The following is a 23,868-nucleotide window of genomic DNA, read 5'->3' as shown; positions in this document are numbered from 1 at the left end:
ACAACCAGGACGTCAGCTCAGGAGTCCGCGAGGAGGCTTTCGTCGAGGAACTCCCTTACGTGGCCGAGAACTTGTGCCCGGTCCGTGCCCCGCAGCCCGATCGCCACATGGATGGAGAAGCCGTCGAGCAGGGCCCGCAGCCGCGCCGCGAACCGGTCCGGGTCGATCCGCCGGAACTCGCCCCTGGACACGCCCTCCGCCAGCAGGGCCACCAGGTCGCGGTGCCAGGCGCCCTCGATCGCGGCCTGGCGGTCGCGGGCCTCGCCGTCGGCGTTCTGCGAGCGGTTCCAGACCTCCAGCCACAGCGTCCAGTGCGGGTCGCGGTGGCCCGCGGGGACGTACAGGTCGACGTACGCCTCGATCCGTGCGCGGACCGAGGCGGAGGCCCGCGTCAGCAGCCGGCCGCGCTCGGCGCCGAGGCGGCCCTCGCTCCACTCCAGGGTGCGCAGCAGCAGTTCGTCCTTGGAGTGGAAGTAGTAGAGGAGATGACCGCTGCTCATGCCGACCTCACGGCCGAGCGCGGCCATGGTCAGTTTCTCCAGGCCGCGCTCGGCGATCATCTCCATGGCTGCGGCGAGGACGTCCTCGCGGGGCGGGGCGGGGGTACGGCGGCGAGCTCCCGGGGTGGTCATACGGCGGTCACCCGCACGGCGTCGGGCAGGAAGTGCGTCTCGAACGGGCCGGAGCAGTCGGCGAACAACGTCGCCACCTGTGCCCCGCACCCCGGACACACCCAGTTCGGCCCCTCCAGCCCGGGCGGGCCGCAGCAGCCGATCTCCTCCAGGGCGGGGTTGGGCGCCAGGAATCCGACGGTGTCCTCGTGGTGGACCACCAGCGTGTTCCGGGGTCCGGCCGACATCAGGAACCCGTCGCCGTCGGGGTCCGACATGCTGACCTCCGGGATCGCCGCGCCCGCCCACTCCGGGTCCGGGTGCACGACGAACGGTGCCCCGGACGGCTCGGGGTCCACCGAGTAGGTGCCGCGCGGCACGGTGGACGGGGCGCGCCGCGAGCCGTCGGCGTTCTTCCGCCCTTCGTGCTCAGGGCGTGCGGGCAGCTCGGGCAGCAGGCGCAGCGGGTCGCTGAGCCGACGTCCGCAGGCGGTGCAGAGCAGCAGTACGTTCACCCGTACGTTCTACCTGACCACGGCCTTCGGCTGCTGCTGGGTGATGCAGTGGATGCCGCCGCCGCCCGCGAAGACCGTCCGGGCGTCGACGAGCGTCACCGTCCGCTCCGGGAACAGCCGGCGGAAGATGCCGGCCGCGATCTCGTCGCGCGGGTCGTCGAAGCCGCACAGCACGACGCCGCCGTTGCAGAGGTAGTGGTTGATGTAGGAGTAGTCGGCCCAGTGGCCGTCCGCCTCCAGCACGGTCGGGGCGGGCACCTCGACGACCTCCAGACGCCGTCCGCGCGCGTCCGTCTGTCCCTTCAGCAGGCCGACGGTCTCCTTGGTCACCTCGTGGTCGGGGTGCGCCGGGTCCGGCTGCACATGGGCGACGACCACGCCGGGCCGGGCGAACGCGGCGACGATGTCGACGTGGCCGAGGGTGCCGAAGCCGTACGGGGGGTAGTCCCCGGTCAGGCCGCGCGGCAGCCAGATCGCCTTGCGGGTGCCGAGCATCGAGTGGATCTCGGTCTCCACCTGCTCCCGCGTCCAGTGCGGGTTGCGCTCCGGACCGAGCTGGACGGTCTCGGTGAGCAGGACCGTCCCCTCGCCGTCGACATGGATCGCACCGCCCTCGTTCACCAGCTTCGAGGCGTACGTCCGCGTCGAGCCGGCCAGGTCGCCGACATGCGCGGCGATCTTCGCGTCGTGCTCCCAGCTGGCCCAGTCCTGCGCGCCCCAGCCGTTGAACGTCCAGTCGACGGCCGCGAGTTCACCGGCGCCGCCGGTCAGGAAGGTGGGGCCGATGTCCCGCATCCAGGCGTCGTCGAGGTCCCGTTCGACGGTCTCCACGCCCGGCCCGAGCAGCGTCCGGGCCTCCTCGGACTGTCCCGGGCCGCACACCACCGTCACCGGTTCGAAGCGGCGCACGGCACGGGCCACCGACGCCCAGGCCAGGCGGGCGGCCACGAGATCGGCGGGGTCCTCGAAGGTCACGTTCGGCCCCGGCCAGGCCATCCACGTGCGCTCGTGCGGGGCCCACTCGGCGGGCATACGGAAGCCGTCGGAGGCAGCAGACATGGGGTGTCCTTAGAGGAAGTAGAGGCGGTTGAGGGAGACCGAGTCGGCCGACTCGGAGCGCAGCGGATCGCCGTCGAGGGTGACCAGGCCGGTGCGCTGGTCGACGTCGACGGCTCCGGTACGGGAGTTGCGGCGCAGGTCGGCGGGCCCGATGCCGCGCGTGCCGCGCACGGCGACCCTGCGGCGCCGGGTGGGCATCGTGTCGCGCCCCTGGTCGACGGCGGCCTGCGCCACGAAGGCGACGGAGATGTCGGCGGGGGTGGCGCCGTACGCCCCGAACTGCGGGCCCAGGACGAGGGGTTCGCAGGTGTCGGTGGCGGCGTTCGGGTCTCCGGTCACGCCGTACGCCGGGAAGCCGGACTTGAGCACCAGCTGCGGCTTGGCGCCGAAGAACTCCGGCCGCCACAGCACGATGTCGGCCAGCTTGCCGACCTCGATCGAGCCGACCTCGTGGGCGAGTCCGTGGGCGATGGCCGGGTTGATGGTCAGCTTGGCCATGTAGCGCAGGACGCGCTCGTTGTCGTGCTCCTCGGGGGCGCCGAACTCGGCCTTCATCTTCCCGGCCATCGCGAACGTACGGCGGACCGTCTCGCCGGCCCGGCCCATGCCCTGCGCGTCGGAGGAGGTGATGCCGATCGCGCCCAGGTCGTGCAGCACGTCCTCGGCGCCCATGGTCCCGGCGCGGATGCGGTCGCGGGCCATGGCGGCGTCGCCGGGGAGGTCGGTCTTCAGGTCGTGTACCGAGACGATCATGCCGTAGTGCTCGGCGACCGCGTCCCGGCCGAAGGGCAGGGTGGGGTTGGTGGAGGAGCCGATGACGTTCGGGACGCCGGCCATCTTCAGCACGTTCGGGACGTGTCCGCCGCCACAGCCCTCGATGTGGAAGGCGTGGATGGTGCGGCCCTCCAGGACGCGGAGGGTGTCCTCGACGGACAGGCACTCGTTCAGCCCGTCGCTGTGCAGGGCCACCTGGACGTCGTGTTCCTCGGCGACGCGCAGTGCCGTGTCCAACGCCCGGGTATGGGCGCCCATGTCCTCGTGCACCTTGAAGCCGCAGGCGCCGCCCTCGGCGAGGGCCTCGACCAGGGGGGCGGAGTCGGACGACGAACCGCGTCCCAGGAAGCCGATGTTGACCGGCCAGGCGTCGAAGGCGCCGAACGCGTGCCGCAGCGCCCACGGCGAGTTGACGCCGACGCCCCACACCGGCCCGAACTCCTGCCCGATGATCGTGGTCACGCCGGACGCGAGCGACGCCTCCATGACGCGCGGCGACAGCAGGTGGACATGGGTGTCGACGGCCCCCGCCGTGGCGATGAGCCCCTCGCCGGACACGATCGAGGTGCCGGTGCCGACCACGACGTCGACCCCGTCGAGGGTGTCGGGGTTGCCGGCCCGCCCGATCGAGCAGATCCGGCCCTCCCTGATGCCGATGGAGACCTTCCGGATCCCGAGCGCCGCGTCGATCACCACCACGTTGCTGATGACGACGTCACAGGTGTCCCGGACGGCGGCCGCCTTGAGGTGCAGTCCGTCCCGGGCGGTCTTGCCGAACCCGGCGAGGAACTCGTCGCCGTACCGCTGGGAGTCCGACTCGACGCGGACGGTCAGGCCGGAGTCGCCGAGGCGGACGCGGTCGCCGGCGCGCGGGCCGTGGGTGGCGGCGTACTCGTACGGGGTGAGGCGGCGGGCCTCCGCGGGGTGACCTCCGGGGCGGCTCATCGCTCGGCCTCCTGCTCCTGATCAGGTGTTTCCGGTACGCCGAGATAGCCGCAGGCGGCGGCGCGGCGCAGTGCCTCCTCGCGGGCGCCGGGCGCGTCCAGCGCCCCGTCGACGAGCCCCGCGAAGCCGATCGCGATCCGGTCACCGCCGATCGGCACGAGCCCGACCTCGGCGCTCTCCCCCGGCCCGAAGCGCGTCGAGGACCCGGCCGGCACGGCGAGTCGCATGCCGTAGGCCGCGCCCCGGTCGAAGTCGAGCCGCGGGTTGGCCTCGAAGAAGTGGAAGTGCGAGGTGACGGAGACGGGCACGGTGGCGGTGTTGGTGACCGCCAGGCGTACGGCCGCCTCGGGCTCGGCGTGCTCGGGACCCGGCAGCAACGCGCCCGGGGCTCGATCGCCGAGGCTCCCGCCGATCGGATCGCCGACGACCGCGAGCCGCGAGCCGTCGTCGAAGACCGCCTCGACATGCACTTCGGTGACGACGTCCGCGACACCCGGCAGCACGTCGTCCGGGCCGAGCACCGACCGGGCGCGCTCGATGGCCTCGGCCAGCCGGGCGCCGTCGCGGGCGGCCTCGCACACGGTGTCCGCGATCAGCGCGGTCGCCTCCGGCACATTGAGCGCCAGACCGCGGGCGCGCCGGGCCCGGGCCAGCTCCGCGGCTCCGAACAGCAGCAGCCGGTCACGCTCCGTGGGAGTCAGTCTCACGACGCGACACCTCCTTGCCTTCCCCAGACTTAGAGCATCACTCTAAACATCAGATCCCATAAGTCAAAGGGTTGACGCCGGGCCCTCGCACATCCCAGATTGAACGGCACTCAAACTGAGGGAGACCTGCCATGCCGATGGAACAGCACGGAGTCGACACCATCCCCGAGGGGGAACGCACCAGCGGCCCACGGGACCTCGTCTCGATCCTGCTGGGCTCGAACCTCTGCCTCGGAGTGATCGTCTTCGGCTGGCTGCCGCCGTCGTTCGGCCTGGACTGGTGGGCGTCGGTGAGCTCGATCGTGGTCGGCACGGTGGCCGGCACGGCCCTGACCGCCCCGCTCGCCCTGATCTCCCTGCGCACCGCGACGAACCTGTCCACCTCCTCCGGCGCCCAGTTCGGCGTGCGCGGCCGGCTGGTCGGCTCGGTGGTCGGCCTCCTGCTCGCCCTCGGCTACACGGCCCTGACCGTGTGGATCGGCGGCGACGTGATGGTGGGCGTGCTGGGCCGGCTGTTCGGGCTGCCGGCGAGCGGGGTGTCGTACGGCGTGGTCTACGCGCTGCTCGCCGCGGCGACCGTCACGGGCGCGGTGTACGGCTACCGGGTGCTGCTCGCCCTGTCCCGCGTGCTCGCGGTCGGCATGACGGCCCTGCTGGCCCTCGGCGTCGTCGCCTACGCCCCGCACTTCACGACCGCCGCGCTGCCGGAGACGGGCGGCCGGCTGCTGGGCGGCTTCTGGCCGACCTGGCTGCTGGCGACGGTGGCCGCGGGCCTGTCCGGCCCGATCGCCTTCATCACCCTGCTCGGCGACTACACCCGCTACATCTCCCCGGCCCGCCACACCTCACGCCGGGTACTGCACGCGACCTGGCTCGGTCTGCTCCTGGGTCTGCTGGTCCCCCAGCTGTTCGGCACCTTCACGGCGTACGCGGCCCGGGCGGCCCTCGACTACGCCGGACCGCTGGTCTCCGCCTCGCCCGGCTGGTACCTGGTCCCGCTCCTGCTGGCCGCCTCCGCCGGTTCGGTCGGCAACGCGGGGCTGATGCTCTACTCCATGGGCCTGGACCTGGACGCCATCCTTCCGCGCGCCTCCCGCGCCCGGGCCACCTACGCCGTCGCGGTCGTCGCGACCGCCTGCGTCTTCGTCGGCCACTACGCCTCCAGCGCCCAGGACGCGATGACGTCCTTCGTGCTGCTGCTGACGGCGATCGGCACCCCCTGGGCGGTCATCACCCTGATCGGCTTCGCCCGGTGTCGTGGCGTGTACGACGCGGAGGCCCTCCAGGTCTTCAACCGCCGGGCGCGGGGCGGGATCTACTGGTACCGGGCCGGCTGGAACATCCCGGCGACCGCGGCCTGGGCGATGGGCGCCACGGTCGGCCTGCTGGCCGTCTCCCTCCCGTCGTACGAGGGGCCGCTGCTGGGGCTGACGGGCAAGGTGGACTGCAGCTTCCTGCTGTCGGGGCTGGTGGGGGGCGTGGCGTACATGCTGCTGACGCTCGGCGAGTCCGCTCCGGCACCCGAAAGGGCCGCCACGGACACGGAGTCGGTGGCGGCCCTGACGGTCACGGCCGAGAACTAGCCCAGCCGGTGCATCCAGCCGTGCCGGTCGTCGGCCTTGCCGCGCTGGATGTCGAGGAGGGCCTGGCGGAGCCGCAGCGTGACCTCGCCGGGCTCGCCGTCGCCCTGCTGCCACTGCGCGCCCGTTCGCTTCACGGTGCCGACCGGGGTGATCACCGCCGCCGTACCGCAGGCGAAGACCTCGGTGAGGGTGCCGTTCTCCGAGTCGCGCTGCCACTGGTCGACGGAGACACGGCCCTCCTCGGCGTCGTAGCCGAGGTCACGGGCGACGGCGAGGAGGGAGTCGCGGGTGACGCCCTCCAGGATGGAGCCGGTGAGGGAGGGCGTGACGATCACCGGCTTCTCATGGGACTCAGCGCCGTACACGAAGTACAGGTTCATGCCGCCGAGCTCCTCGACCCACTTGCGCTCGACCGCGTCGAGGTAGCAGACCTGGGCGCAGCCCTCGGCGGCGGCCTCGGCCTGGGCCAGCAGGGACGCGGCGTAGTTGCCGCCCGTCTTGGCGTCGCCCATGCCGCCCGGCACGGCGCGGACGTGGTCCTCGGAGACCCAGATGGACACGGGCTTCACGCCACCGGGGAAGTAGGCGCCGGCCGGGGAGGCGATGACGATGAAGAGGTACTCGCTGGCGGGCTTCACGCCCAGGCCGACCTCCGTCGCGAACATGAACGGACGCAGGTAGAGGGACTCCTCGCCGCCGTGCGCCGGGACCCATGCCTGGTCCTGGCTCACCAGTGCGTCGCACGCCTCGATGAACGTCTCGACCGGCAGCTCCGGCATGCCGAGGCGGCGGGCGGAGGACTGGAAGCGCAGGGCGTTCTTCTCCGGACGGAACGTGGCGACCGAGCCGTCGGGCTGGCGGTACGCCTTGAGGCCCTCGAAGATCTCCTGCGCGTAGTGCAGGACCATCGTGGCCGGGTCGAGGGAGAGCGGCGCGTACGGCACGAGCTGGCCGTCGTGCCAGCCGCGGCCCTCGGTCCACTTGATCGTCACCATGTGGTCGGTGAAGTGGCGGCCGAACCCCGGGTTGGCCAGTATCGCCTCGCGGTCCGCGGCGGCGAGAGGGCTGGCGGACGGCTTGAGCTCGATCGTGGGCGTCGTCATGAGTGGATGTCCTTCACCGGTTTGATTGTGGCGGGCCGCGCTTACGCCAGTACTGCCAGTGGCCAGTGCTAGGACGTCCGAGCATTCCGTCGATCCGCGGCTCCGCGTTCGATTATCGCAAGGCGGAGCCGTGGAAGAAATCGGCCTGATCGGCTTGATCGGCGTGAATCGCGACCCAGGGATGATGGTGACACCCGGCGGCGGACATGGGGAAGCCGCCGGGTGCGGAGTGACCCGGCGGCTTCGAAAGGTACTTCGAGTGGCGCGACGGGCGTCAGCCGGCTACTCGTACGGCCAGCGCGTCACCGATCTGAGACGTGCTGCGGGCGGGCTTCCCGGTGCGCTCGGCGAGGTCGGCGGAGACCGCCTCGTCGATACGGGCGGCCTCGGCGTCGTAGCCGAGGTGGCGCAGGAGCAGGGCGACGGACAGCACCGTGGCGGTGGGGTCGGCCTTGCCCTGGCCGGCGATGTCGGGCGCGGAACCGTGGACCGGCTCGAACATCGAGGGGAACTCGCCGGAGGGGTTGATGTTCCCGCTCGCGGCGACGCCGATGCCGCCGGAGACGGCCGCGGCGAGGTCGGTGATGATGTCACCGAAGAGGTTGTCGGTGACGATGACGTCGAACCGGGCCGGGTCGGTGACCAGGTAGATCGTCGCGGCGTCGACGTGGATGTAGTCGGTGGTGACCTCGGGGAACTCCTCGGCCACCTTGTTGAAGACGTTCGTCCACAGGTGCCCGGCGAAGGCCAGCACGTTGTTCTTGTGGACCAGCGTGAGCTTCTTGCGCGGCCGGGCCTGGGCACGGGCGAAGGCGTCCCGGACGACGCGCTCGACACCGAAGGCCGTGTTCACGGAGACCTCGGTGGCGACCTCGTGCTCGGTGCCCTTGCGGATGGTGCCGCCGTTGCCCGTGTACGGACCCTCGGTGCCCTCACGGACGACGACGAAGTCGATCTCGGGCTGGCCGGCGAGCGGGGTGGCGACGCCCGGCAGGAGCTTCGACGGACGCAGGTTGACGTGGTGGTCGAAGAGGAAGCGGAGCTTCAGCAGGAAGCCGCGCTCCAGGACACCGGACGGGACCGACGGGTCACCGATCGCACCGAGCAGGATGGCGTCGTGCTGCTTCAGGGCGTCGACGTCCGCGTCGGTGAGGGTCTCACCCGTGGCGTGGTAGCGCCTGGCGCCGAAGTCGAACTCCTTGGTCTCCAGCTTCACATCCTGCGGAAGGACGGCGGAGAGGACCTTCAGACCTTCGGCCACGACCTCCTGGCCGATGCCGTCACCGGGAATCACTGCGAGATTGAGGCTGCGAGACATGTCGGCACCCTACTCCTCGTCCCATGGGATGACACACGATGTCCGCCATACGGACGGCCGGACGGTGGACGGCGCTTGCGCTTCGACTGCCGTTCACCCGTACGCAGGGCGCGTGTTGGCCTCCGCTGGGAACTTCCCTTTCATGGACCTTCCCGACTTCGGCATCCCCCCGCAGCTCGCCCGCAGGATGAGCATGGCGGAACAGCACGAGTACCTCCGTACGAGACTGTCCCGGCGCCGCACGCTGGTGACGGCGGGCGCGGTCGCGGGGGGTCTGCTGACCGGCTGTTCTGGGTCGGGCGCGAGGCCGGGGGCGCCCGGTACGACGGCCTCCGTGTCGGCGCCCGCGTCCACCCTCACCAAGGTGCCGGGCTCCGCCGTCGCCCCCTTCGGCCGCCATCTCGCCTTCGGCGCCGACCCCAGGTCCCAGATGCGGATCTCCTGGCAGGTGCCGGCCGCGGTGCGGAAGCCATACATCCGGGTGGGCCTGCGCCCCGACGACCTGAGCCGCAGGATCGAGGCCGAGGTCCGCGATCTGCGCACGCCGGAACTGCGGGGCATCCGCGCGGCGCTGGAGCAGTACTACCTCCACGCGGCGCTGGACGGCCTGCGCCCCGGCACGACGTACTACTACGGCGTGGGCCACGAGGGCTTCGACCCGGCCTCCCCCCACAACCGCTCGACGATCGCCAACTTCCGGACCGCCCCGGCGACCCCGGAGACCTTCACCTTCACGGCCTTCGGCGACCAGGGCGTCAGCGAGGCCGCGTCCGCCAACGAACACGTCCTGCTGCGCCAGAACCCCGCCTTCCACCTGCACGCCGGCGACATCTGCTACGCCAACGCCAAGGGCCTGGGCAAGGAGTCGGACGCCTACGACCCCGGCTTCTGGGACCTGTATCTGAAGCAGACCGAGTCGGTGTCCAGGTCGGTGCCGTGGATGGTGACGACCGGCAACCACGACATGGAGGCCTGGTACTCGCCGGACGGCTACGGCGGCCAGCTGGCCCGCTGGTCCCTGCCGGAGAGCGGCTTCGACCCCCGCAAGGCCCCGGGCGCGTACTCCTTCACCTACGGCAACGTCGGCTTCGTGGCGCTGGACGCGAACGACGTGTCGTACGAGATCCCCGCCAACCGGGGGCACACGGAGGGCCGCCAGACGAAGTGGCTGGACGAGCGGCTCGGTGAGCTGCGGGCGGCGAAGGACGTCGACTTCGTCGTCGTCTACTTCCACCACTGCGCCTACTCGACGTCCTCGCACGCCTCCGACGGGGGTGTGCGGGCCGAGTGGGTCCCGCTGTTCGCCCGGCACCAGGTGGACCTGGTGATCAACGGGCACAACCACGTCTACGAGCGGACGGACGCCATCAAGAACGGTGAGGTGGGCAGGCAGGTACCGATCGGCGCGTCCACGGACCCGACGCGGGACGGCATCGTCTATGTCACGGCCGGCGGGGGCGGCAAGGAGCTGTACGGCTTCCCGGCGGGCGTCGAGGAGAGCTACGAGGGGCATGTGAGCGCGCGCGAGTCCGTCGCCACCTTCAAGTGGACCAGGTCACGCGAAACCAAGGCGGAGAGCGTGGAGTGGTCACGGGTGCGCTACCGGGGCTTCTCCTTCCTCTCGGTGGAGGCGGAGAGCGGCGCCAGGCCCCGGCTGAAGGTGTCGGCGCTGGCGCAGAGCGGGGAGCGCATCGACCACTTCGAGGTGCGGCGCGGCAGCTGAGCGCTACGCCGCCTGGTGACCGGTGGCGCCGCCGTTGTCCCTGCGGTCGAGGGCGCGCTGGAGCGCCGCGGCGGCGTTCTTCCGGTCGGACTCGGTGGTACGGGAGAGGTGACGGACTCGACGGCGGGCGGTCGTCTCGGCCATGGGAAATCGACTCCTTCGAAATCCGGGAGTGCTGAAAAGGGGTTACGAGACGCCGGATGGGGCGGGGAGCGGTGCCGCAGGGGTTGCCTGCACGGGGCCCGGCTCACGACCGCCATTCGCTTGATCGAGCGAGACGTTCGGCTTCTACAAAGCTAAGGGAGGACGGCGCGTCTGTCTCCACAATTACTCGGACTTCCTACTATCTGAGACGGTGGAGTAGGTCACACGCCACTGACCTGGACTTTTACCGTCTGCCCGTCAGAGTACGTCCCCGTCCCGCCAGTCGAAGACCAGCTCGAAGGCCGGGTCGAGCGGACCGGCGAGGGCGGGCCGTACGAACGTCGTGCCTTCCTCGTCCGGCAGATGCATGACGCCCCCGGGGCCCAGCGCGCAGACCCGCCCGCTCCACCTCTCCCAGCCACGGGCGGCGTACAGCGCGGCGCCCTCGTCGCTCGCGGACAGCATCCCGGCGTCGTACGCCCGGTCGATCACCCGCTCCAGCTCCGCCATCACCCGGCCGCCGAGCCCCGTCCGGCGCGCGTCGGACCGTACGGCGACCGCCTCGACGTACCCGACCCGCAGCCACCGGTCCCGGTGCCGCACCCGCCGCATGACCACCGAACCGTGCCCGACGAGCCGCCCCGCGTCGTCGTGGACGAGCGCGTGGATGCCGCCGAGCCCGTGGTCCCAGTCCTCGTCGGAGAAGTCCCCGTCGAAGGCGCCCTCCAACAGGGCACGGATCGCACGCAGTTCGGCGGGGCCGAGGTCGGCGGTATGTGCGGTGCGCGGCGTGTGGGCGGGTACGGTCGGTGTCATTCGTCCAGTATCCGCACGGGGGCTGATCGCCCACTCGGCTGATCCTCCGCGCGGCACGGGACATCCGGTGACCGCGAGGGAACGGTGAGGTCATGAACGACACGGCGAGAGTCTTCCTCGAGGGCGGTCCGGACGATCTGCCCGACCGGATCGTGCCGACCCCTCTGCCCGGCCCGGACGTGAAGATCAAGCTCCGCGGTGGATACGAGCACTTCCGGCCGACGGCGCGGCAGGCGGACACGCTTGAGGGGAAGCTGCCCGTGTACGTGTGGTGGGAGCGGACGGAGATCGCCGAGTAGCTCAGCCCAGCGCGGCCGCCACCGTTTCCCGGAAGCCCCGCGGATCCTCCACCCACGGCAGGTGCCCGGCGTCGGGCAGGATCACCCGCGTCACGTTCGGCAGCGCCCGCTCCAGCGAGTCCACCGCCCGGCGCGGCCGGATGTCCCGCTCGCCGTCCACGATGAGGACGGGCAGGTCCAGGGCCCGGCAGGCGGCGTACAGCTCGGGGGTGTCCAGGACCCGCCGGTTCTCCGCGGTCACGGCGGCGTTGCACTCGGTGTTGATGCCGAGCCACGGGTCGGCCATCCGCTCGGCGTGCTCCGGCGCCCGCCGGCGGTCCTCGAACTCCGCGGACCACTGGAGCACCGCGCCTTCCCGGTCGCCTGCGGGCAACTCCCGCCAGCGGGCGAGGCGTTCGGGGTCCTCGCCCAGTCTCGCGAGGAGGTTCTCCTGGTAGGCGGGGCGCCACTCGGACGTCGGGCCGATGCCGGTCCCGGCCACGTAGACGAGCAGGCTCACCCGCTCCGGGTGCGCCAGTGCGTAGGCGAGCGCGAGTTGCGCGCCCCAGGAGTGCCCGAGCAGCGCCATCCGCTCCAGCCCGAAGCGCTGTCGCACGGCGTCGAGGTCGGCCACGAACCGGTCGGTCGTCCACGGGCCCGCGCACGGCTCGGAGCGGCCGCATCCACGTTGGTCCCAGCGGACCGTCGTGGCGAGGTCGCCGAGCAGCTCGGCCACGTCCTCGAACATGTCCCAGAGCCCGGGCCCGCCGTGGCACAGCACCAGTGGCTCGCCCCGGCCGGACGTGCTCGTCCACAGCCGTACGCCGTCGTCCGTCGTCACCGTCATGGCCGCATTGTCGCAACACGAACGGCCGGGTCCGCTCAAGACCCGGCCGTTTCCCGCGCGTTGGGGTGTCAGCCCATGTGCGGGTACGCGTAGTCGGTCGGCGCGACCAGCGTCTCCTTGATGGCGCGGGTCAGCGTCCAGCGCATCAGGTTCTGCGGGGCGCCGGCCTTGTCGTTGGTGCCGGAGGCGCGGCCACCGCCGAAGGGCTGCTGGCCGACGACGGCGCCGGTCGACTTGTCGTTGATGTAGAAGTTTCCGGCCGCGTAGCGCAGCTTCTCCATCGTGTACGCGGCCGCCGCGCGGTCGCCGGAGATGACCGAGCCGGTCAGCGCGTAGGCGGACACCGACTCCATCTGCTCCAGCATCTCGTCGTAGCGGTCGTCCTCGTAGACGTGCACGGCGAGGAACGGGCCGAAGTACTCGGTGGTGAAGACCTCGTTCTGCGGGTCGGTGCACTCGACGACGGTCGGGCGGACGAAGTAGCCGACCGAGTCGTCGTAGGAGCCGCCCGCGACGATCGTGCAGGTCGGGTCGGACTTCGCACGGTCGATCGCGGCCTTGTTCTTGGCGAAGGCACGCTCGTCGATGACGGCGCCGACGAAGTTCGACAGGTCGGTGACGTCACCCATGGTGATGTAGTCGACCTCGGCGGCGAACTCCTCCTTGAAGCCGGAGTTCCAGATCGACGCCGGGATGTACGCCCGGGAGGTCGCCGAGCACTTCTGGCCCTGGTACTCGAAGGCACCGCGGGTCAGGGCCGTCTTCAGGACGGCCGTGTCGGCGCTCGGGTGGGCGACGACGAAGTCCTTGCCGCCGGTCTCGCCGACGATGCGCGGGTAGGAGCGGTACTTCTCGATGTTGTTGCCGACCGTCTTCCACAGATACTGGAAGGTCTTGGTCGAGCCGGTGAAGTGGATGCCCGCGAGGTCGCGGTGCTCCAGGGCCACCTGCGAGACCTCGATGCCGTCACCGGTGACGAGGTTGATGACGCCCTTGGGCAGGCCCGCCTCCTCCAGCAGCTGGAGCAGCAGCACGGCGGCGTGGGTCTGCGTCGGGGACGGCTTCCACACCACGACGTTGCCCATCAGGGCCGGGGCGGTGGGCAGGTTGCCCGCGATGGCCGTGAAGTTGAACGGCGTGATCGCGTAGACGAAGCCCTCCAGCGGGCGGTGGTCCAGGCGGTTCCAGACGCCCGGGGAGTTCGCCGGAGGCTGCTCGGCGAGCAGGTCACGGGCGTACTTGACGTTGAAGCGCCAGAAGTCGATCAGCTCGCAGGGCGTGTCGATCTCGGCCTGCTGGGCGGTCTTGGACTGCCCCAGCATGGTGGAGGCGGCCAGCGTCTCGCGCCACGGGCCGGACAGCAGCTCGGCGGCGCGCAGGATGATCGCCGCGCGGTCGTCGAAGGCCATCGCGCGCCAGGCCGGCGCGGCGGCGAGGGCCGCGTCGACGGCGTCCTGGGCGTCCTGCCGGGTGGCGTTGCCGTAGCTGCCGAGGCGGGCCTTGTGGTTGTGCGGCTGCACGACGTCGAAGCGCTCGCCGCCGCCCATCCGCCGTTCGCCGCCGATGGTGCACGGCAGGTCGATCGGGTTCTCGGCCAGCTCCTTGAGCTTGACCTCCAGCCGGGCACGCTCGGGCGAGCCGGGGGCGTAGCCGTGCACCGGCTCGTTGACGGGGGTGGGGACCTGGGTCACAGCGTCCATGAGCTACCTCTTCCGAGTGAATCCCTGGCTTCAGCCCGAGGGAACGAAGCCTTTGCGTATGTTGGGCGGCGGTCAGGGCTTGACCGTCACGAGCCCGCTGCGGCGGGCTGGTGAGAAGCCCCCACGGGGGCGGAGTCACGGGTTCCGTAACTCTCTTCCGGAACCGGGTCGGCTCAGCCGACCGATGGGCGGTAGCTGCCGTTACCCAGGATGCGTCCGGGTCCCGACAGCTACCGCTCACCCTTTGCTGACCAGCGAGCGGGCGAAGAACCGGAGGTTCGCCGGCTTCTCCGCGAGCCGGCGCATGAAGTAGCCGTACCAGTCGGTGCCGTAGGCGGTGTAGACGCGCATGCGGTGGCCCTCCGCGGCCAGCCGCAGGTGCTCGTCGCTCCTGATCCCGTACAGCATCTGGAACTCGTACTCGTCGAGCTTTCGGCCGACGCGGTGCGCGAGCTCCTGGGCGATGGCGATCAGGCGCGGGTCGTGGGAGCCGATCATCGGGTACCCGGCGCCCTCCATCAGAATCCCGAGGACCCGGACGTACGCCTTGTCGATCTCGTGTTTCTGCTGGTAGGCGACCTCGGCGGGCTCCTTGTAGGCGCCCTTGACGAGCCGTACGCGGCTGCCGTTCTCCGCGAGGCGGCGGGCGTCGGCCTCGGTGCGGAAGAGGTAGGCCTGGATGACGCAGCCGGTCTGCGGGAAGTCCTTCCGCAGCTCCTCGTGGATGGCGAACATCGAGTCGAGGGTGGTGTGGTCCTCCGCGTCCAGCGTGACCGTCGTACCGATGGCGGCGGCGGCCTCGACGACCGGGCGGACGTTCGCGAGAGCGAGGTCGTGGCCCCCGTCCAGCGCCTGCCCGAACATGGACAGCTTGACGGACATCTCGGCCCTGGTGCCCAGCTCCAGCTCCGTCAGCCGGGCGACGAGCTCCAGATAGGCGTCCCGGGCGGCTGCCGCCTGCTCGGGCGTGGTGATGTCCTCGCCGACGACGTCCATCGTCAGCTCCAGGCCGCTGGAGGTCAGGTTCCGGATGATCGGCACGATCTCGTCGACCGTCTCACCGGGGATGAAGCGGTCGACGACCTGCTTGGTCACCGGGGCCGCCGAGACCAGGCGTCGCATCCGGTCGCTGCGCGACGCGGCAAGAATCACGGGACCCAGCACGGGGCACCTCCACAAACCAGCAGATAGAACCACCGTGAAACCTAAGGATCCCTCCGATCGTCGACCATCGACAGCTGTCACGCATCCGTGCCGCAGATCTCAGACAGATGTATGAAGGACATTGGGAAATGCGGGAGAATGCCCGGGTGACGTCCGAATACAAGGGTGACTTCCAGGAGCTGGTCGACGAGATCTCGGAGCTGCTGGGGGTGCCGGCGACGCTGGAGAACCGGGACTTCGAGCTGATCGTCTTCGGTGCCTACGACAGCGAGGACGAGCTCGACGCCTCCGCCCTGGACCCCGTCCGCGCCCGCTCGATCCTGACGCGTCGCTCCACGGCGGCCGTACGGACGTGGTTCGAGGGCTTCGGCATCACCCGGGCGACCGGTCCGGTGCGGATCCCGCCGACCCCGGAGGCCGGGGTGTACCGGGGGCGCATCTGCCTGCCGGTACGCCATCGGGGGGTCGTGCTCGGTTACGTCTGGCTCCTGGACGACGATCCGGGCCCGACCGAGCAGCAGCTCACCGCCGCGATGGAGGTGACCGCGCGGATCGGCGCACTGCTCGCGGACGAGGCGCAGCACGGGGCGGATCTGAGCCGGGAACTGCGGGCCGTGCTGATCGCGGAACCGGGCTGGCAGGGGGACATGGCGGTGTCGGCGCTGCGCACGGCCCTCGGCGCCCGCGGCGACGGCCCGCACACCGTGGTGTGCGTCGCCCCCTGGCCCTCGGCCGACCCCGACGACGCCCCGTCCGTGCGCACGGTGCCGCACGCGACGGCGCTGTGCACGGTGCCGTGGGGCGGGGGTACCTCCCACGGCCTCAAGGGTGCGGGGGAGGCCGGGCAGAGTCTGGCCGTCCTGGTGCGGCTGCGCTCGGCGGAGGTGCGCACGCCGGCCCAGGCGGCGGCGTCGAGGCTGCTCAAGGACGAGGGGGTGGGGGCGGCGGCCGGCATCGGCGCGCCCCGCGCCGGCCTCGGTGAACTGCCCGCCGCCTGGCAGGAGGCCTCGGCCGCGGCCCGTGCCGCCCTGGCCGAGCCCCGGCTGGGCCCGATCGCGCAGTGGGCGCACATCGGCCCGTACCGCCTGCTGACGTCCCTGCCCCCACAGGCGGCCCGTGACCCGGCGGTCGCCCTCCTCCTCTCCCCCGCCCACCACGAACTCGCCCGCACCGCCGAGACCTACCTCGACCGCGCGGGCCAGGCCGGCCGCACCGCCGCCGAACTGGGCATCCACCGCCAGACCCTGTACTACCGCCTCTCCCGCGTCGAACAGCTGACGGGACTGGACCTGGACGACGGGGAGGATCGGTTGTTGCTGCACATGGCGTTGAAGGGGGCGCGGCTGTAGCCGCGTCGGACCGCCCGGTCAGCGGCCCGTGAGGGTGGTGAGGGCGTCGTGGAGCGTCGCCTCGTCCAAAGGGCCGTCGCTCCAGCGGGCGGCGATGTGGCCGTCGGGGCGGACGAGCAGCGCTCCCCGCGGGCGCAGGCCCCAGGAGGCCGCGTGCTCCTCGGGAAGGCGCTCGACGCGCAGCGGCCAGGGCGGGACGGCGTGCGGTTCCCCGTCGGTGGCGGCCGGGGTGAGCAGGGTGAACCATTCACCGAGGGCGTCGAGCGTGGAGCGGTGGCCCGAGAGCCAGAGGTGGGGCAGGCGGTGGCCCGGGCTCGCCGTGGGCACGTAGTGCGCGCCGTTCCCGGAGGGTCCGGGCGGGGCGCTGCCGTCGGTGAGGACGGCGGCGGAGCGGTAGGAGACGCCGAGGACGAGTCCGAGTTGCGCGAAGTACCGTTCCGACCAGGGCGGTTCGATCCGCTCCGCCGCCTGGTCCGCGTCGGTCCGGAGCTGCTCGCGGCGCACGTCCGCCACCAGGAACATGAGCTTGGAGTTCTCCACGGCCTGTCCGAGGGTCCGGTGGGCGACGGGGTGCCGTTCCGTCTCGTACGTGTCCAGCAGGCCCGGCCCGGCCCACCCGCGCAGGACGCCCGCCAGTTTCCAGCAGAGGTTGTGCACATCGGCGAGGCCGACGTTCATGCCCAGGCCGCCGGCGGGCGGGATCGCGTGCGCGGCATCGCCGGCCAGCAGGATCCGGCCGTGCCGGAAGCGCTCGGCGACGAACGCGTTCACCCCCCAGTGCTGCACCCGCAGCACCTCGACCGGCACGTCGGCGCCGAGGGAGCGGGAGACGAGGCCGGACCAGTCGGCACCCGCCGCGTCCTCGGGCGTGGGCGCGATCCAGGCCCAGCCTCCCTCGGGGTACAGCGGGAGGAACGATCCGTGCGAGGTGAGGTAGACCCCGGCGGGCTGCCGCGCCGACCAGGAGCCCAGATCGGCGTCGAACACGACGGTCGTGAGGCGGCCCACCGAACCGGGACCCGCGGTGCCGATGCCCAACCGCCCGCGGACGGTGGAGTTCGCGCCGTCGGCGGCGAGTACGTAGCGGGCCCGGACGCGTGTCTCCTCACCGCTGCGGTGGTCGGCGAGCACGGCCACGACGCCCTCGTCCTCCTCCGCCATGCCGACGAGTTCGACACCGAACCGCACTTCCGAGGCGGCCGCGCCGAGCAGGCCGGGCTCCAGCCGGTCCTGGGAGGTGAGGACGCCGACCACGGGACTCTCGGGCACCGGCGCGTGGACCCCGATCATCGCCGCGGTGGCGAAGTCGGGGGCGTGCAGGGTGTCCCGGAAGCGGATGCGGCCGTACTCCGGCGCGAACGCGGCGGCCGTGATCTCCTCGGCCAGACCGAGCCGACGGAAGATCTCCATGGACCGCACGTTGACCAGCCGGGAGCGTGGAAAGGGCGACAACTCACGGCGTTTCTCGACCAGCAGGGCCCGTACGCCCCAGCGTTCGAGCAGTGCCCGGGCGGTGAGCCCGACCGGCCCGCCGCCGACGACCAGAACCTCCACCTCGGCGCCTTCTCCAGGCGTGTCGAGCCGCATGAGATCCATCATCCGGGCCTGACGGCCGACCGCAACGCCCACGCGACCGCCCACGGCGTCCCCGCACTTCGGTGGCCCGGAGTATTGGAAATGATTGTCATCATGCTACGGTTCGCAGCAACCGCTCTCTTGACCGCCCCTTTACCCGGAGGGTTCCGTGCGCCTGCCCGCTCGCCGCCTGCTCCCCGCCACCGCCCTCACCGCGGCCTCCGCACTGCTCACCGGCTGCTTCGCCGGGGCGGAGTCCACCGCGGACGCGGGTGCGGGCGGCCAGCGCGTCCGTGTCGCGATGATGCAGCCCCCGCGCTCCGGGCTGTCGCCGCTGTCCGACGACGCGTTCAAGCTGTCGCGCTGGTCGACGGCCGAGACCCTGGTGAAGCTGGACGAGGACGGCGAGGCCCGGCCCGCGCTCGCCACCAGGTGGCAGCAGTCCGGACGCACCTGGACGTTCGAGATACGCGACGGCGTCACCTTCCACGACGGTACGAAGCTCACCCCCGAAGCCGTCGTCACCTCCCTCACCAAGGCCGCCACCGCCTCCCCCAAGCCCCGCATCCTGGACGGCGTGGACCTGACCGCGCAGGCCGCCGGCGACACGGTCACCGTCACGACCGCCACCGCGGACCCCCTGGTTCCGCAGCGGCTGAGCTCCCCGCAGCTGTCGGTCCTGGCGGCCAAGGCGTACCGGGGGAAGACGGTCGATCCGGTCGGCGCGGGCACCGGCCCCTTCGAGCTGACGAAGGTCAACGGCACCGCCTCCGCCACCCTGGACCGCTACGACGCCTACTGGGGCGGCAAGGCCAAGTCCGCGGGAATCGACGTGACGTTCGTTCCCGACGGCACCGCCCGCGCGGCGGCGCTGCGCAGCGGCGAGGCCGACATCGTCGAGGCGATACCCGTCTCGCAGGCCGCGGTGCTCGACCAGGACCTGATCACCGAGGTCCCGATGCCGCGCACCAACACGCTCTACCTGAACACCGCGAAGGGCGCCTTCAAGGACGCCTCGCTGCGGGCGGCGGCACGCGAGGCGATCGACGCCGAGGCCCTGGTGAAGGGCGTGTACGAGGGTCGCGCCGATGTGGCGGAGGGGCTGCTCGGGCCCGCCCTGCCGTGGGCCGCCGAACTGCGGAAACCCGTCACGCGCCCCACGAAGGCCGCGAAGCCGGCCGGCGCGGCGATCACCATCGGTACGTACACCGACCGCTCCGAGATGCCCGAGGTCGCGGCCACGCTGCAACAGCAGCTCCAGAAGGCCGGGTTCAAGGTGAAGCTCGACGTGCGCGAGTACACCAACATCGAGGCCGACGCCCTCGCGGGCAAGTTCGACGCGTTCGTCCTCTCCCGCGCCACCGTCCTCGACTCCGGTGACCCGGCCGCCTATCTCTACAGTGACTTCGCCACCGACGGCACGTTCAACCTGTCGCAGTTCGCCGACAAGAAGGTCGACGCGGCCCTGACGAGGGCCGCCGACGCCAAGGTCGGCGACGCCCGCCGCAAGGCGGTCATCGAGGCCGAGGCCGCCGTACTCGCCCAGGACGCGGCCGTACCGATGCTCCACGAGCGGGTGATCCAGGGCGACGCCGAAAGTGTCGTGAACGCCGCGCACGACCCGCGCGAGCGCGAGCTCGTCACCTTGAACACCTACGTCAAGTGAGGCTTGCCGCAAGGAAGTCGATCAGCCCCGCCGGGCTGACCCGCCTGGTCTGTCTCGTCGCCGTCCTGGCCACCGTCGGCCTGCTGCCCTGGCTCTCGCACCGGGACCCGGCGCTCACCGTGCTGCGCGCCCGGTCGGCCGAGCAGGAGCCGACCGAGGAGGCCCTGTCCGCGATCCGCGAGGACCTCGGGCTGGACGCCGGCCCCCTCTCCCTGCTGCGGAGCTGGGCCTACGACCTGCTGCGCGGCGACTTCGGCACCTCCTGGGTGTCCGGGACCGACGTCCTGCCGTCCGTCGTCGCCGGCCTCCAGGTGTCGCTGGGCCTGATGGGCGCGGCGCTCGGCGTGGCGGTCGTGCTGGCCGCCGCACTGGTGGCGCCGGTGCTGGTACGGGGACGCGGCTCGGCCGGCGCCTTCGCCGCCATGCTGGCCGCCCTCCCCGAGTTCCTGCTGGCCACCGTCGTGCTGCTGGTGTGCGGGGTGTGGCTGGGCTGGCTGCCGACGGCCGGCTGGGCGGGCCCCGAGTACCTGGTGCTGCCCGCGCTCGCACTCGGCGTCCCGGCGGGCGGCCTGCTCGGCCGGCTGGTCGCGGACGCGCTGCCCGCCGTCCTCGACGAGCGGTGGGTGGAGCTGTGGCGGGGCGCGGGAGTGCGTCGTACGACGATCTCGGCGGCCGCCCTCAAGCGCGTACTGCCGCCGCTGGTACCGCAGTTCGGGATGGTCGCCGTCGGTCTGACCGGCGGCGCGGTCGCGGTGGAGATGGTCTTCGCGGTGCCCGGCATCGGACGTACGGCGCTCGGCGCGGCCAAGTCGCAGGACCTGCCGCTGCTCCAGGGGTCGGTGCTGGCCCTGCTGCTGCTCGGCCTGGTCGCGGGCGCGTCGGCGGCGTTCACGCGGCGCCGGCTGCTGGGGCCCGCGCTGCGTGACGCCGGGCTGACACTGCCCCCGGCACGTCCGGTCCGTACACACCCGGCGATTCCGTTGACTCTGTTCACACTCCTCACCGTGACCATCGGCTGGGGCCTGCTGCGCGACCCGTACACCGTGCGCACCGCCGCCCGCCTCGCCGCCCCCACCTGGGCCCACCCGCTCGGTACCGACGCCCTCGGCCGCGACGTGCTGGCCCGGCTCGGGCACGGCGCCGCCTCGACCGTCGGCACCGCCGCCGCCATCTGCGCGCTGAGCCTGCTGGTCGCGCTCGCCCTGGGCTTCCTGCCCGGCATCGCGGCGGGCGCTGCGGACATCGCCAACGCGCTGCCCCCGGTGATCGTCGGCATCCTGGTCGCCGCCGCGGCCGGTCCCGGCACCGGCGGCGCGGCCCTCGCGGTCGCACTGATCTCCTGGCCGGCGCTGTCCGCACACGCCGCGGCGCTGGTGCAGGAGGTGCGGGCGTCGGCGTTCCTGACCGCCCAACGGGCCATGGGCGCCACCCCGTTCTGGATCCTCACCCGGCACGTCCTGCCGTCCGTCGCCGCCCCGGTGGCCCGGCACGCCCTGCTGCGCCTGCCCGGCATCGCCCTCGCCCTGGCCTCCCTGGGCTTCCTGGGCCTGGGCGCCCAGCCGCCCGCCCCCGAGTGGGGCCTGCTGCTCGACGAGTCCCGCCCCTACGTCGAACGCGCCCCCTGGGCAGCCCTCGCCCCGGCGGTCGCGCTCGCCCTGCTGGCGGGGCTGGCGGTGTCGGGCGCGGCGGCCGTACAGGGGCGCAGGGCACGGCGGGTCGCGCCGACGGCGAAGACGCGGGGATCGAAGAAGAGGGAGAAGAAGAAGGAGGCCCCCGTTGCCGTCTGATGTGCCCGATGCGCTCCTCTCGGTGCGCGACCTGCGGATCGCCTTCGACGGCGTCGAGGTGGTGCGTGGCCTGTCCTTCGACGTCCGCCCGCGCGAAACCCTCGCGATCGTCGGCGAGTCGGGCGCGGGCAAGTCCCTCACCGCCCGGGCGCTGCTGGGCATGCTGCCGCGGGGCGCGACGACGAGCGGCGCGATCGAGCCGGACCTGTCGGCCCACCGCGGCCGCCGGATCTCCCTCGTCCCGCAGGACGCCCTCTCCGCCCTCTCTCCCGTGCACCCGGTGGGTGACCAACTCGCCGCCGCCGTACGCTCGGTGGCCCGCGTCTCCCGCCGGGAGGCACGAGCCAGGGCGGTCGCCGCGCTCGACCGGGTCGGCATCCCGGACGCCGCCCGCACCGCACGCGCGTATCCCCATGAGTACTCCGGGGGCATGCGGCAGCGCGCCGTCATCGCCATGGCGACGGTCAACGAACCCGACATCGTCGTCGCCGACGAGCCCACCACCGCCCTGGACGAGGAGCGCCGCGACCAGGTGCTGCGGGTGCTCGCCGAGCGGCGGGAGGCCGTGGGGGCCGCGCTCGTCCTGGTCACCCACGACATGGACGTCGTCCGGGAGCACGCGGACCGTGTGCTGGTCATGTACGCCGGACGCCTCACCGAGCTCGGCCGGGCGCACGAGGTGCTGGCGCGTCCCCGGGCCCCGTACACGGCGGGTCTGCTGGCCTCCCTCCCCCAGCACGCACGCCCGGGCCGCCGCCTCCCCGCCCTGCGCGGCACCCCGCCCGCCCCGGGCGCCCTCCCGACGGGCTGCGCCTTCGCCCCGCGCTGCCCCCTCGCGGCGGACGCCTGCCGTACGGCGGATCCGGAGCCGCAGGAGGTGGAGGGACGTCTGGTGGCCTGCCACAGTTGGCCCGAACTCCCCGAGACGGCACAGGAGTTGTTCCATGGGTGACGCCCTGCTCGACGTCCGCGACCTGGTCGTCCGCTACGGCGGCGTGACGGCCGTCGACCGTGTCTCCTTCACTCTGGCCCCCGGCGAGACCCTCGCCCTCAACGGCCCCTCCGGCTGCGGCAAGTCCTCCACCGCCCTGGCGGTGCTGCAGCTGCGCCGCCCGGACGCCGGTGAAGTCCTCTTCGAAGGACGGGAGTTGACGACCCTCACCGAACGCGAGCTGCGTCCGCTCCGGCCGCGCATGCAGCCCGTCTTCCAGGACCCGTACGGGTCACTGAGCCCTCGCCACCGGATCCGCGACGCGGTGGCGGAACCGCTGAGGATCCAGGGCCGCTGGACCGGCGCCGACGGCCCGGCCCGCGTCGCCGAACTGCTCGACCGGGTGGGCCTCGATGCCTCGTACGGCGACCGTCTCCCGCACGAGCTCTCCGGCGGTCAGTGCCAGCGCGCCGGAATCGCCCGCACGCTGGCCTCGGAGCCACGTCTACTGGTCCTGGACGAACCGGTCTCGTCCCTCGACCCGTCGGTGCGCGCCGGCGTGCTGAACCTGCTCGCCGACCTCAGGGATGATCTCGGCCTCGGCTACCTGTTCATCTGCCACGACCGGGCGGTCGTACGGCATTTCGCGGACCGGACGGTCGAGATGCGTGAGGGGCGCGTCATTTCCGGGTAGCGGCGTCGATCACCTGGCGCAGGCCCTCGGTGAGCTGCTCCGCGGAGGGCGCGGTCTTGGCGTCGAAGGTCCACTGGGCGATGAGCCCGGTCATCAGAGTCACGTAGAACATGCCCAGGGTGTCCGCGGTCTCATCCAGGACGTCCTCCTCCCGCCCGCCCATCAGCAACGGGATCAGGCCCCTCCCGGCCTCCCGCTGCGCCACCGCCAAGTGGTCGCGCACCTCGGGCAGTTGGTCGCCCATGACCACGATCTCCATACTGAGGCGCCACAGCGAACCGGGCTCCCGCATGGTGCCGATGATGTTCGACCACACCTCCCGGAACCGCTCGACCGAGCCGGGCTCGGCGCTGATCCCGGCGGTCCCGTCGCCCTCGAAGGCGTCGCCCATCCCCTCGACCAGCGACACGTACGCCTGCGCCAGCAGCGCGTCCTTCGAGCCGTAGTGGTAGCCGATCGACGCCAGGTTGGTCCCCGACTCCTTGACGATGTCGCGCGCCGTCGTACGTACGAAGCCCTTGGCCAGCAGGCAGCGCTTGGCGCCTTCGAGCAGATCCTCGCGGTGTCCCATGGCACCAC

At 72.1% G+C, this 23,868-nt stretch carries 22 protein-coding genes; 8 read left to right on the top strand and 14 right to left on the bottom strand.

The features are described from left to right. Positions 1 to 17: 17 nt before the first annotated feature. Genes ACFU95_RS17250 through ureA form a run of 5 tightly spaced genes read right to left on the bottom strand, consistent with a single transcriptional unit; the run spans position 18 to position 4,611 of the window. Positions 18 to 632: a TetR/AcrR family transcriptional regulator gene (locus tag ACFU95_RS17250; protein ID WP_383828008.1), complete on the bottom strand. Its 615-nt coding sequence runs from the start codon at positions 630 to 632 to the stop codon at positions 18 to 20. Continuing rightward, positions 629 to 1,126: a hypothetical protein gene (locus ACFU95_RS17245; protein ID WP_383828006.1), complete on the bottom strand. Its 498-nt coding sequence runs from the start codon at positions 1,124 to 1,126 to the stop codon at positions 629 to 631. Before ACFU95_RS17245 ends, ACFU95_RS17250 begins: the two co-directional genes overlap by 4 nt. Positions 1,127 to 1,135: 9 nt before the next feature. Next, complete coding sequence (locus ACFU95_RS17240; protein ID WP_383828004.1) at positions 1,136 to 2,185, bottom strand: agmatine/peptidylarginine deiminase; 1,050 nt, start codon at positions 2,183 to 2,185, stop codon at positions 1,136 to 1,138. 9 nt (positions 2,186 to 2,194) lie between these two features. Next, positions 2,195 to 3,904, bottom strand: a complete 1,710-nt coding sequence (locus ACFU95_RS17235) for an urease subunit alpha (RefSeq protein ID WP_383828002.1) — start codon at positions 3,902 to 3,904, stop codon at positions 2,195 to 2,197. Beyond that, positions 3,901 to 4,611 (bottom strand): urease subunit gamma, encoded by a 711-nt coding sequence (gene ureA / locus ACFU95_RS17230; RefSeq protein ID WP_383828000.1) that lies wholly within the window; start codon positions 4,609 to 4,611, stop codon positions 3,901 to 3,903. The genes ACFU95_RS17235 and ureA overlap by 4 nt, the downstream gene beginning before the upstream one ends. A gap of 131 nt (positions 4,612 to 4,742) precedes the next feature. Between ureA and ACFU95_RS17225 the strand changes: the two genes are divergently transcribed. Next, a complete protein-coding gene (locus ACFU95_RS17225) occupies positions 4,743 to 6,194 on the top strand; it encodes a cytosine permease (protein WP_383827998.1) in 1,452 nt (483 codons plus the stop codon). Here the strand turns inward: ACFU95_RS17225 and ACFU95_RS17220 are convergent. Both ACFU95_RS17220 and ACFU95_RS17215 read right to left on the bottom strand, forming a co-directional pair. After that, complete coding sequence (locus ACFU95_RS17220) at positions 6,191 to 7,297, bottom strand: branched-chain amino acid aminotransferase (protein ID WP_383827996.1); 1,107 nt, start codon at positions 7,295 to 7,297, stop codon at positions 6,191 to 6,193. The genes ACFU95_RS17225 and ACFU95_RS17220 overlap by 4 nt on opposite strands. A 274-nt stretch (positions 7,298 to 7,571) precedes the next feature. Continuing rightward, a complete protein-coding gene (locus tag ACFU95_RS17215; protein WP_383827995.1) occupies positions 7,572 to 8,615 on the bottom strand; it encodes a 3-isopropylmalate dehydrogenase in 1,044 nt (347 codons plus the stop codon). A 142-nt stretch (positions 8,616 to 8,757) separates the two neighbouring features. Between ACFU95_RS17215 and ACFU95_RS17210 the strand changes: the two genes are divergently transcribed. Continuing rightward, on the top strand, positions 8,758 to 10,338 hold the full coding sequence (locus tag ACFU95_RS17210; protein WP_383827993.1) for a purple acid phosphatase family protein: 1,581 nt from the start codon (positions 8,758 to 8,760) through the stop codon (positions 10,336 to 10,338). A 3-nt stretch (positions 10,339 to 10,341) separates the two neighbouring features. Here the strand turns inward: ACFU95_RS17210 and ACFU95_RS17205 are convergent, their stop codons facing one another. Together ACFU95_RS17205 and ACFU95_RS17200 are read right to left on the bottom strand one after the other, a co-directional pair. Next, complete coding sequence (locus ACFU95_RS17205) at positions 10,342 to 10,482, bottom strand: hypothetical protein (RefSeq protein WP_383827991.1); 141 nt, start codon at positions 10,480 to 10,482, stop codon at positions 10,342 to 10,344. Between the two features lie 258 nt (positions 10,483 to 10,740). Then, positions 10,741 to 11,298: a GNAT family N-acetyltransferase gene (locus ACFU95_RS17200; protein ID WP_383827989.1), complete on the bottom strand. Its 558-nt coding sequence runs from the start codon at positions 11,296 to 11,298 to the stop codon at positions 10,741 to 10,743. Positions 11,299 to 11,390: 92 nt separating this feature from the next. Here ACFU95_RS17200 and ACFU95_RS17195 point away from each other — a divergent pair, with 92 nt between their 5' ends. Further along, a complete protein-coding gene (locus tag ACFU95_RS17195) occupies positions 11,391 to 11,597 on the top strand; it encodes a DUF5988 family protein (protein ID WP_383827987.1) in 207 nt (68 codons plus the stop codon). A gap of 1 nt (position 11,598) precedes the next feature. Here ACFU95_RS17195 and ACFU95_RS17190 read toward each other — a convergent pair whose 3' ends face one another. The 3 genes from ACFU95_RS17190 to ACFU95_RS17180 all read right to left on the bottom strand — a co-directional run bounded on the left by ACFU95_RS17190 (position 11,599) and on the right by ACFU95_RS17180 (position 15,287). Continuing rightward, a complete protein-coding gene (locus ACFU95_RS17190) occupies positions 11,599 to 12,423 on the bottom strand; it encodes an alpha/beta fold hydrolase (RefSeq protein WP_383827985.1) in 825 nt (274 codons plus the stop codon). A 68-nt stretch (positions 12,424 to 12,491) separates the two neighbouring features. After that, positions 12,492 to 14,123, bottom strand: coding sequence for an L-glutamate gamma-semialdehyde dehydrogenase (gene pruA, locus ACFU95_RS17185; protein ID WP_383827983.1), 1,632 nt, complete (start codon positions 14,121 to 14,123; stop codon positions 12,492 to 12,494). A gap of 237 nt (positions 14,124 to 14,360) precedes the next feature. After that, positions 14,361 to 15,287, bottom strand: a complete 927-nt coding sequence (locus tag ACFU95_RS17180) for a proline dehydrogenase family protein (protein WP_383827981.1) — start codon at positions 15,285 to 15,287, stop codon at positions 14,361 to 14,363. A gap of 128 nt (positions 15,288 to 15,415) precedes the next feature. Here ACFU95_RS17180 and ACFU95_RS17175 point away from each other — a divergent pair, with 128 nt between their 5' ends. After that, on the top strand, positions 15,416 to 16,636 hold the full coding sequence (locus ACFU95_RS17175) for a PucR family transcriptional regulator (protein ID WP_383827979.1): 1,221 nt from the start codon (positions 15,416 to 15,418) through the stop codon (positions 16,634 to 16,636). Positions 16,637 to 16,654: 18 nt separating this feature from the next. Here ACFU95_RS17175 and ACFU95_RS17170 read toward each other — a convergent pair whose 3' ends face one another. Then, complete coding sequence (locus ACFU95_RS17170; protein ID WP_383827977.1) at positions 16,655 to 18,223, bottom strand: FAD-dependent monooxygenase; 1,569 nt, start codon at positions 18,221 to 18,223, stop codon at positions 16,655 to 16,657. A 157-nt stretch (positions 18,224 to 18,380) separates the two neighbouring features. On the opposite strand from ACFU95_RS17170, the gene ACFU95_RS17165 reads away from it, so the two are divergent. The 4 genes from ACFU95_RS17165 to ACFU95_RS17150 are packed head-to-tail and all read left to right on the top strand — an operon-like array spanning position 18,381 to position 23,289. Next, the gene (locus ACFU95_RS17165) at positions 18,381 to 19,877 is read left to right on the top strand and encodes an ABC transporter substrate-binding protein (RefSeq protein ID WP_383827975.1); all 1,497 of its coding nucleotides are present in this window, start codon (positions 18,381 to 18,383) and stop codon (positions 19,875 to 19,877) included. Beyond that, positions 19,874 to 21,664 (top strand): ABC transporter permease subunit, encoded by a 1,791-nt coding sequence (locus tag ACFU95_RS17160; protein WP_383827973.1) that lies wholly within the window; start codon positions 19,874 to 19,876, stop codon positions 21,662 to 21,664. The genes ACFU95_RS17165 and ACFU95_RS17160 overlap by 4 nt, the downstream gene beginning before the upstream one ends. Next, positions 21,654 to 22,616: an ABC transporter ATP-binding protein gene (locus ACFU95_RS17155; RefSeq protein WP_383827971.1), complete on the top strand. Its 963-nt coding sequence runs from the start codon at positions 21,654 to 21,656 to the stop codon at positions 22,614 to 22,616. Before ACFU95_RS17160 ends, ACFU95_RS17155 begins: the two co-directional genes overlap by 11 nt. Beyond that, positions 22,609 to 23,289, top strand: a complete 681-nt coding sequence (locus ACFU95_RS17150) for an ATP-binding cassette domain-containing protein (RefSeq protein ID WP_383827969.1) — start codon at positions 22,609 to 22,611, stop codon at positions 23,287 to 23,289. The genes ACFU95_RS17155 and ACFU95_RS17150 overlap by 8 nt, the downstream gene beginning before the upstream one ends. Here the strand turns inward: ACFU95_RS17150 and ACFU95_RS17145 are convergent. Beyond that, positions 23,276 to 23,860: a TetR/AcrR family transcriptional regulator gene (locus tag ACFU95_RS17145; RefSeq protein WP_383827967.1), complete on the bottom strand. Its 585-nt coding sequence runs from the start codon at positions 23,858 to 23,860 to the stop codon at positions 23,276 to 23,278. The two genes, ACFU95_RS17150 and ACFU95_RS17145, sit on opposite strands and share 14 nt — an antisense overlap. Positions 23,861 to 23,868 lie beyond the last annotated feature (8 nt).

This window comes from Streptomyces sp. NPDC057623 (assembly GCF_042800355.1).
Classification (GTDB): domain Bacteria; phylum Actinomycetota; class Actinomycetes; order Streptomycetales; family Streptomycetaceae; genus Streptomyces.
Note: the sequence above shows the minus strand (reverse complement) of the source record. Positions and strands in the feature narration are given on the sequence as shown.

Excerpts from the sequence above, each read along its gene's own strand:
- ACFU95_RS17195 (WP_383827987.1), top strand. The coding sequence starts at position 11,391 with ATGAACGACACGGCGAGAGTCTTCCTCGAGGGCGGTCCGGACGATCTG.
- ACFU95_RS17205 (WP_383827991.1), bottom strand. The coding sequence starts at position 10,482 with ATGGCCGAGACGACCGCCCGCCGTCGAGTCCGTCACCTCTCCCGTACC.
- pruA (WP_383827983.1), bottom strand. The coding sequence starts at position 14,123 with ATGGACGCTGTGACCCAGGTCCCCACCCCCGTCAACGAGCCGGTGCAC.
- ACFU95_RS17250 (WP_383828008.1), bottom strand. The coding sequence starts at position 632 with ATGACCACCCCGGGAGCTCGCCGCCGTACCCCCGCCCCGCCCCGCGAG.
- ACFU95_RS17150 (WP_383827969.1), top strand. The coding sequence starts at position 22,609 with ATGGGTGACGCCCTGCTCGACGTCCGCGACCTGGTCGTCCGCTACGGC.
- ACFU95_RS17235 (WP_383828002.1), bottom strand. The coding sequence starts at position 3,904 with ATGAGCCGCCCCGGAGGTCACCCCGCGGAGGCCCGCCGCCTCACCCCG.
- ACFU95_RS17190 (WP_383827985.1), bottom strand. The coding sequence starts at position 12,423 with ATGACGGTGACGACGGACGACGGCGTACGGCTGTGGACGAGCACGTCC.
- ACFU95_RS17240 (WP_383828004.1), bottom strand. The coding sequence starts at position 2,185 with ATGTCTGCTGCCTCCGACGGCTTCCGTATGCCCGCCGAGTGGGCCCCG.
- ACFU95_RS17145 (WP_383827967.1), bottom strand. The coding sequence starts at position 23,860 with ATGGGACACCGCGAGGATCTGCTCGAAGGCGCCAAGCGCTGCCTGCTG.
- ACFU95_RS17220 (WP_383827996.1), bottom strand. The coding sequence starts at position 7,297 with ATGACGACGCCCACGATCGAGCTCAAGCCGTCCGCCAGCCCTCTCGCC.
- ACFU95_RS17215 (WP_383827995.1), bottom strand. The coding sequence starts at position 8,615 with ATGTCTCGCAGCCTCAATCTCGCAGTGATTCCCGGTGACGGCATCGGC.
- ACFU95_RS17200 (WP_383827989.1), bottom strand. The coding sequence starts at position 11,298 with ATGACACCGACCGTACCCGCCCACACGCCGCGCACCGCACATACCGCC.
- ACFU95_RS17175 (WP_383827979.1), top strand. The coding sequence starts at position 15,416 with ATGCGGGAGAATGCCCGGGTGACGTCCGAATACAAGGGTGACTTCCAG.
- ACFU95_RS17225 (WP_383827998.1), top strand. The coding sequence starts at position 4,743 with ATGCCGATGGAACAGCACGGAGTCGACACCATCCCCGAGGGGGAACGC.
- ACFU95_RS17170 (WP_383827977.1), bottom strand. The coding sequence starts at position 18,223 with ATGCGGCTCGACACGCCTGGAGAAGGCGCCGAGGTGGAGGTTCTGGTC.
- ACFU95_RS17210 (WP_383827993.1), top strand. The coding sequence starts at position 8,758 with ATGGACCTTCCCGACTTCGGCATCCCCCCGCAGCTCGCCCGCAGGATG.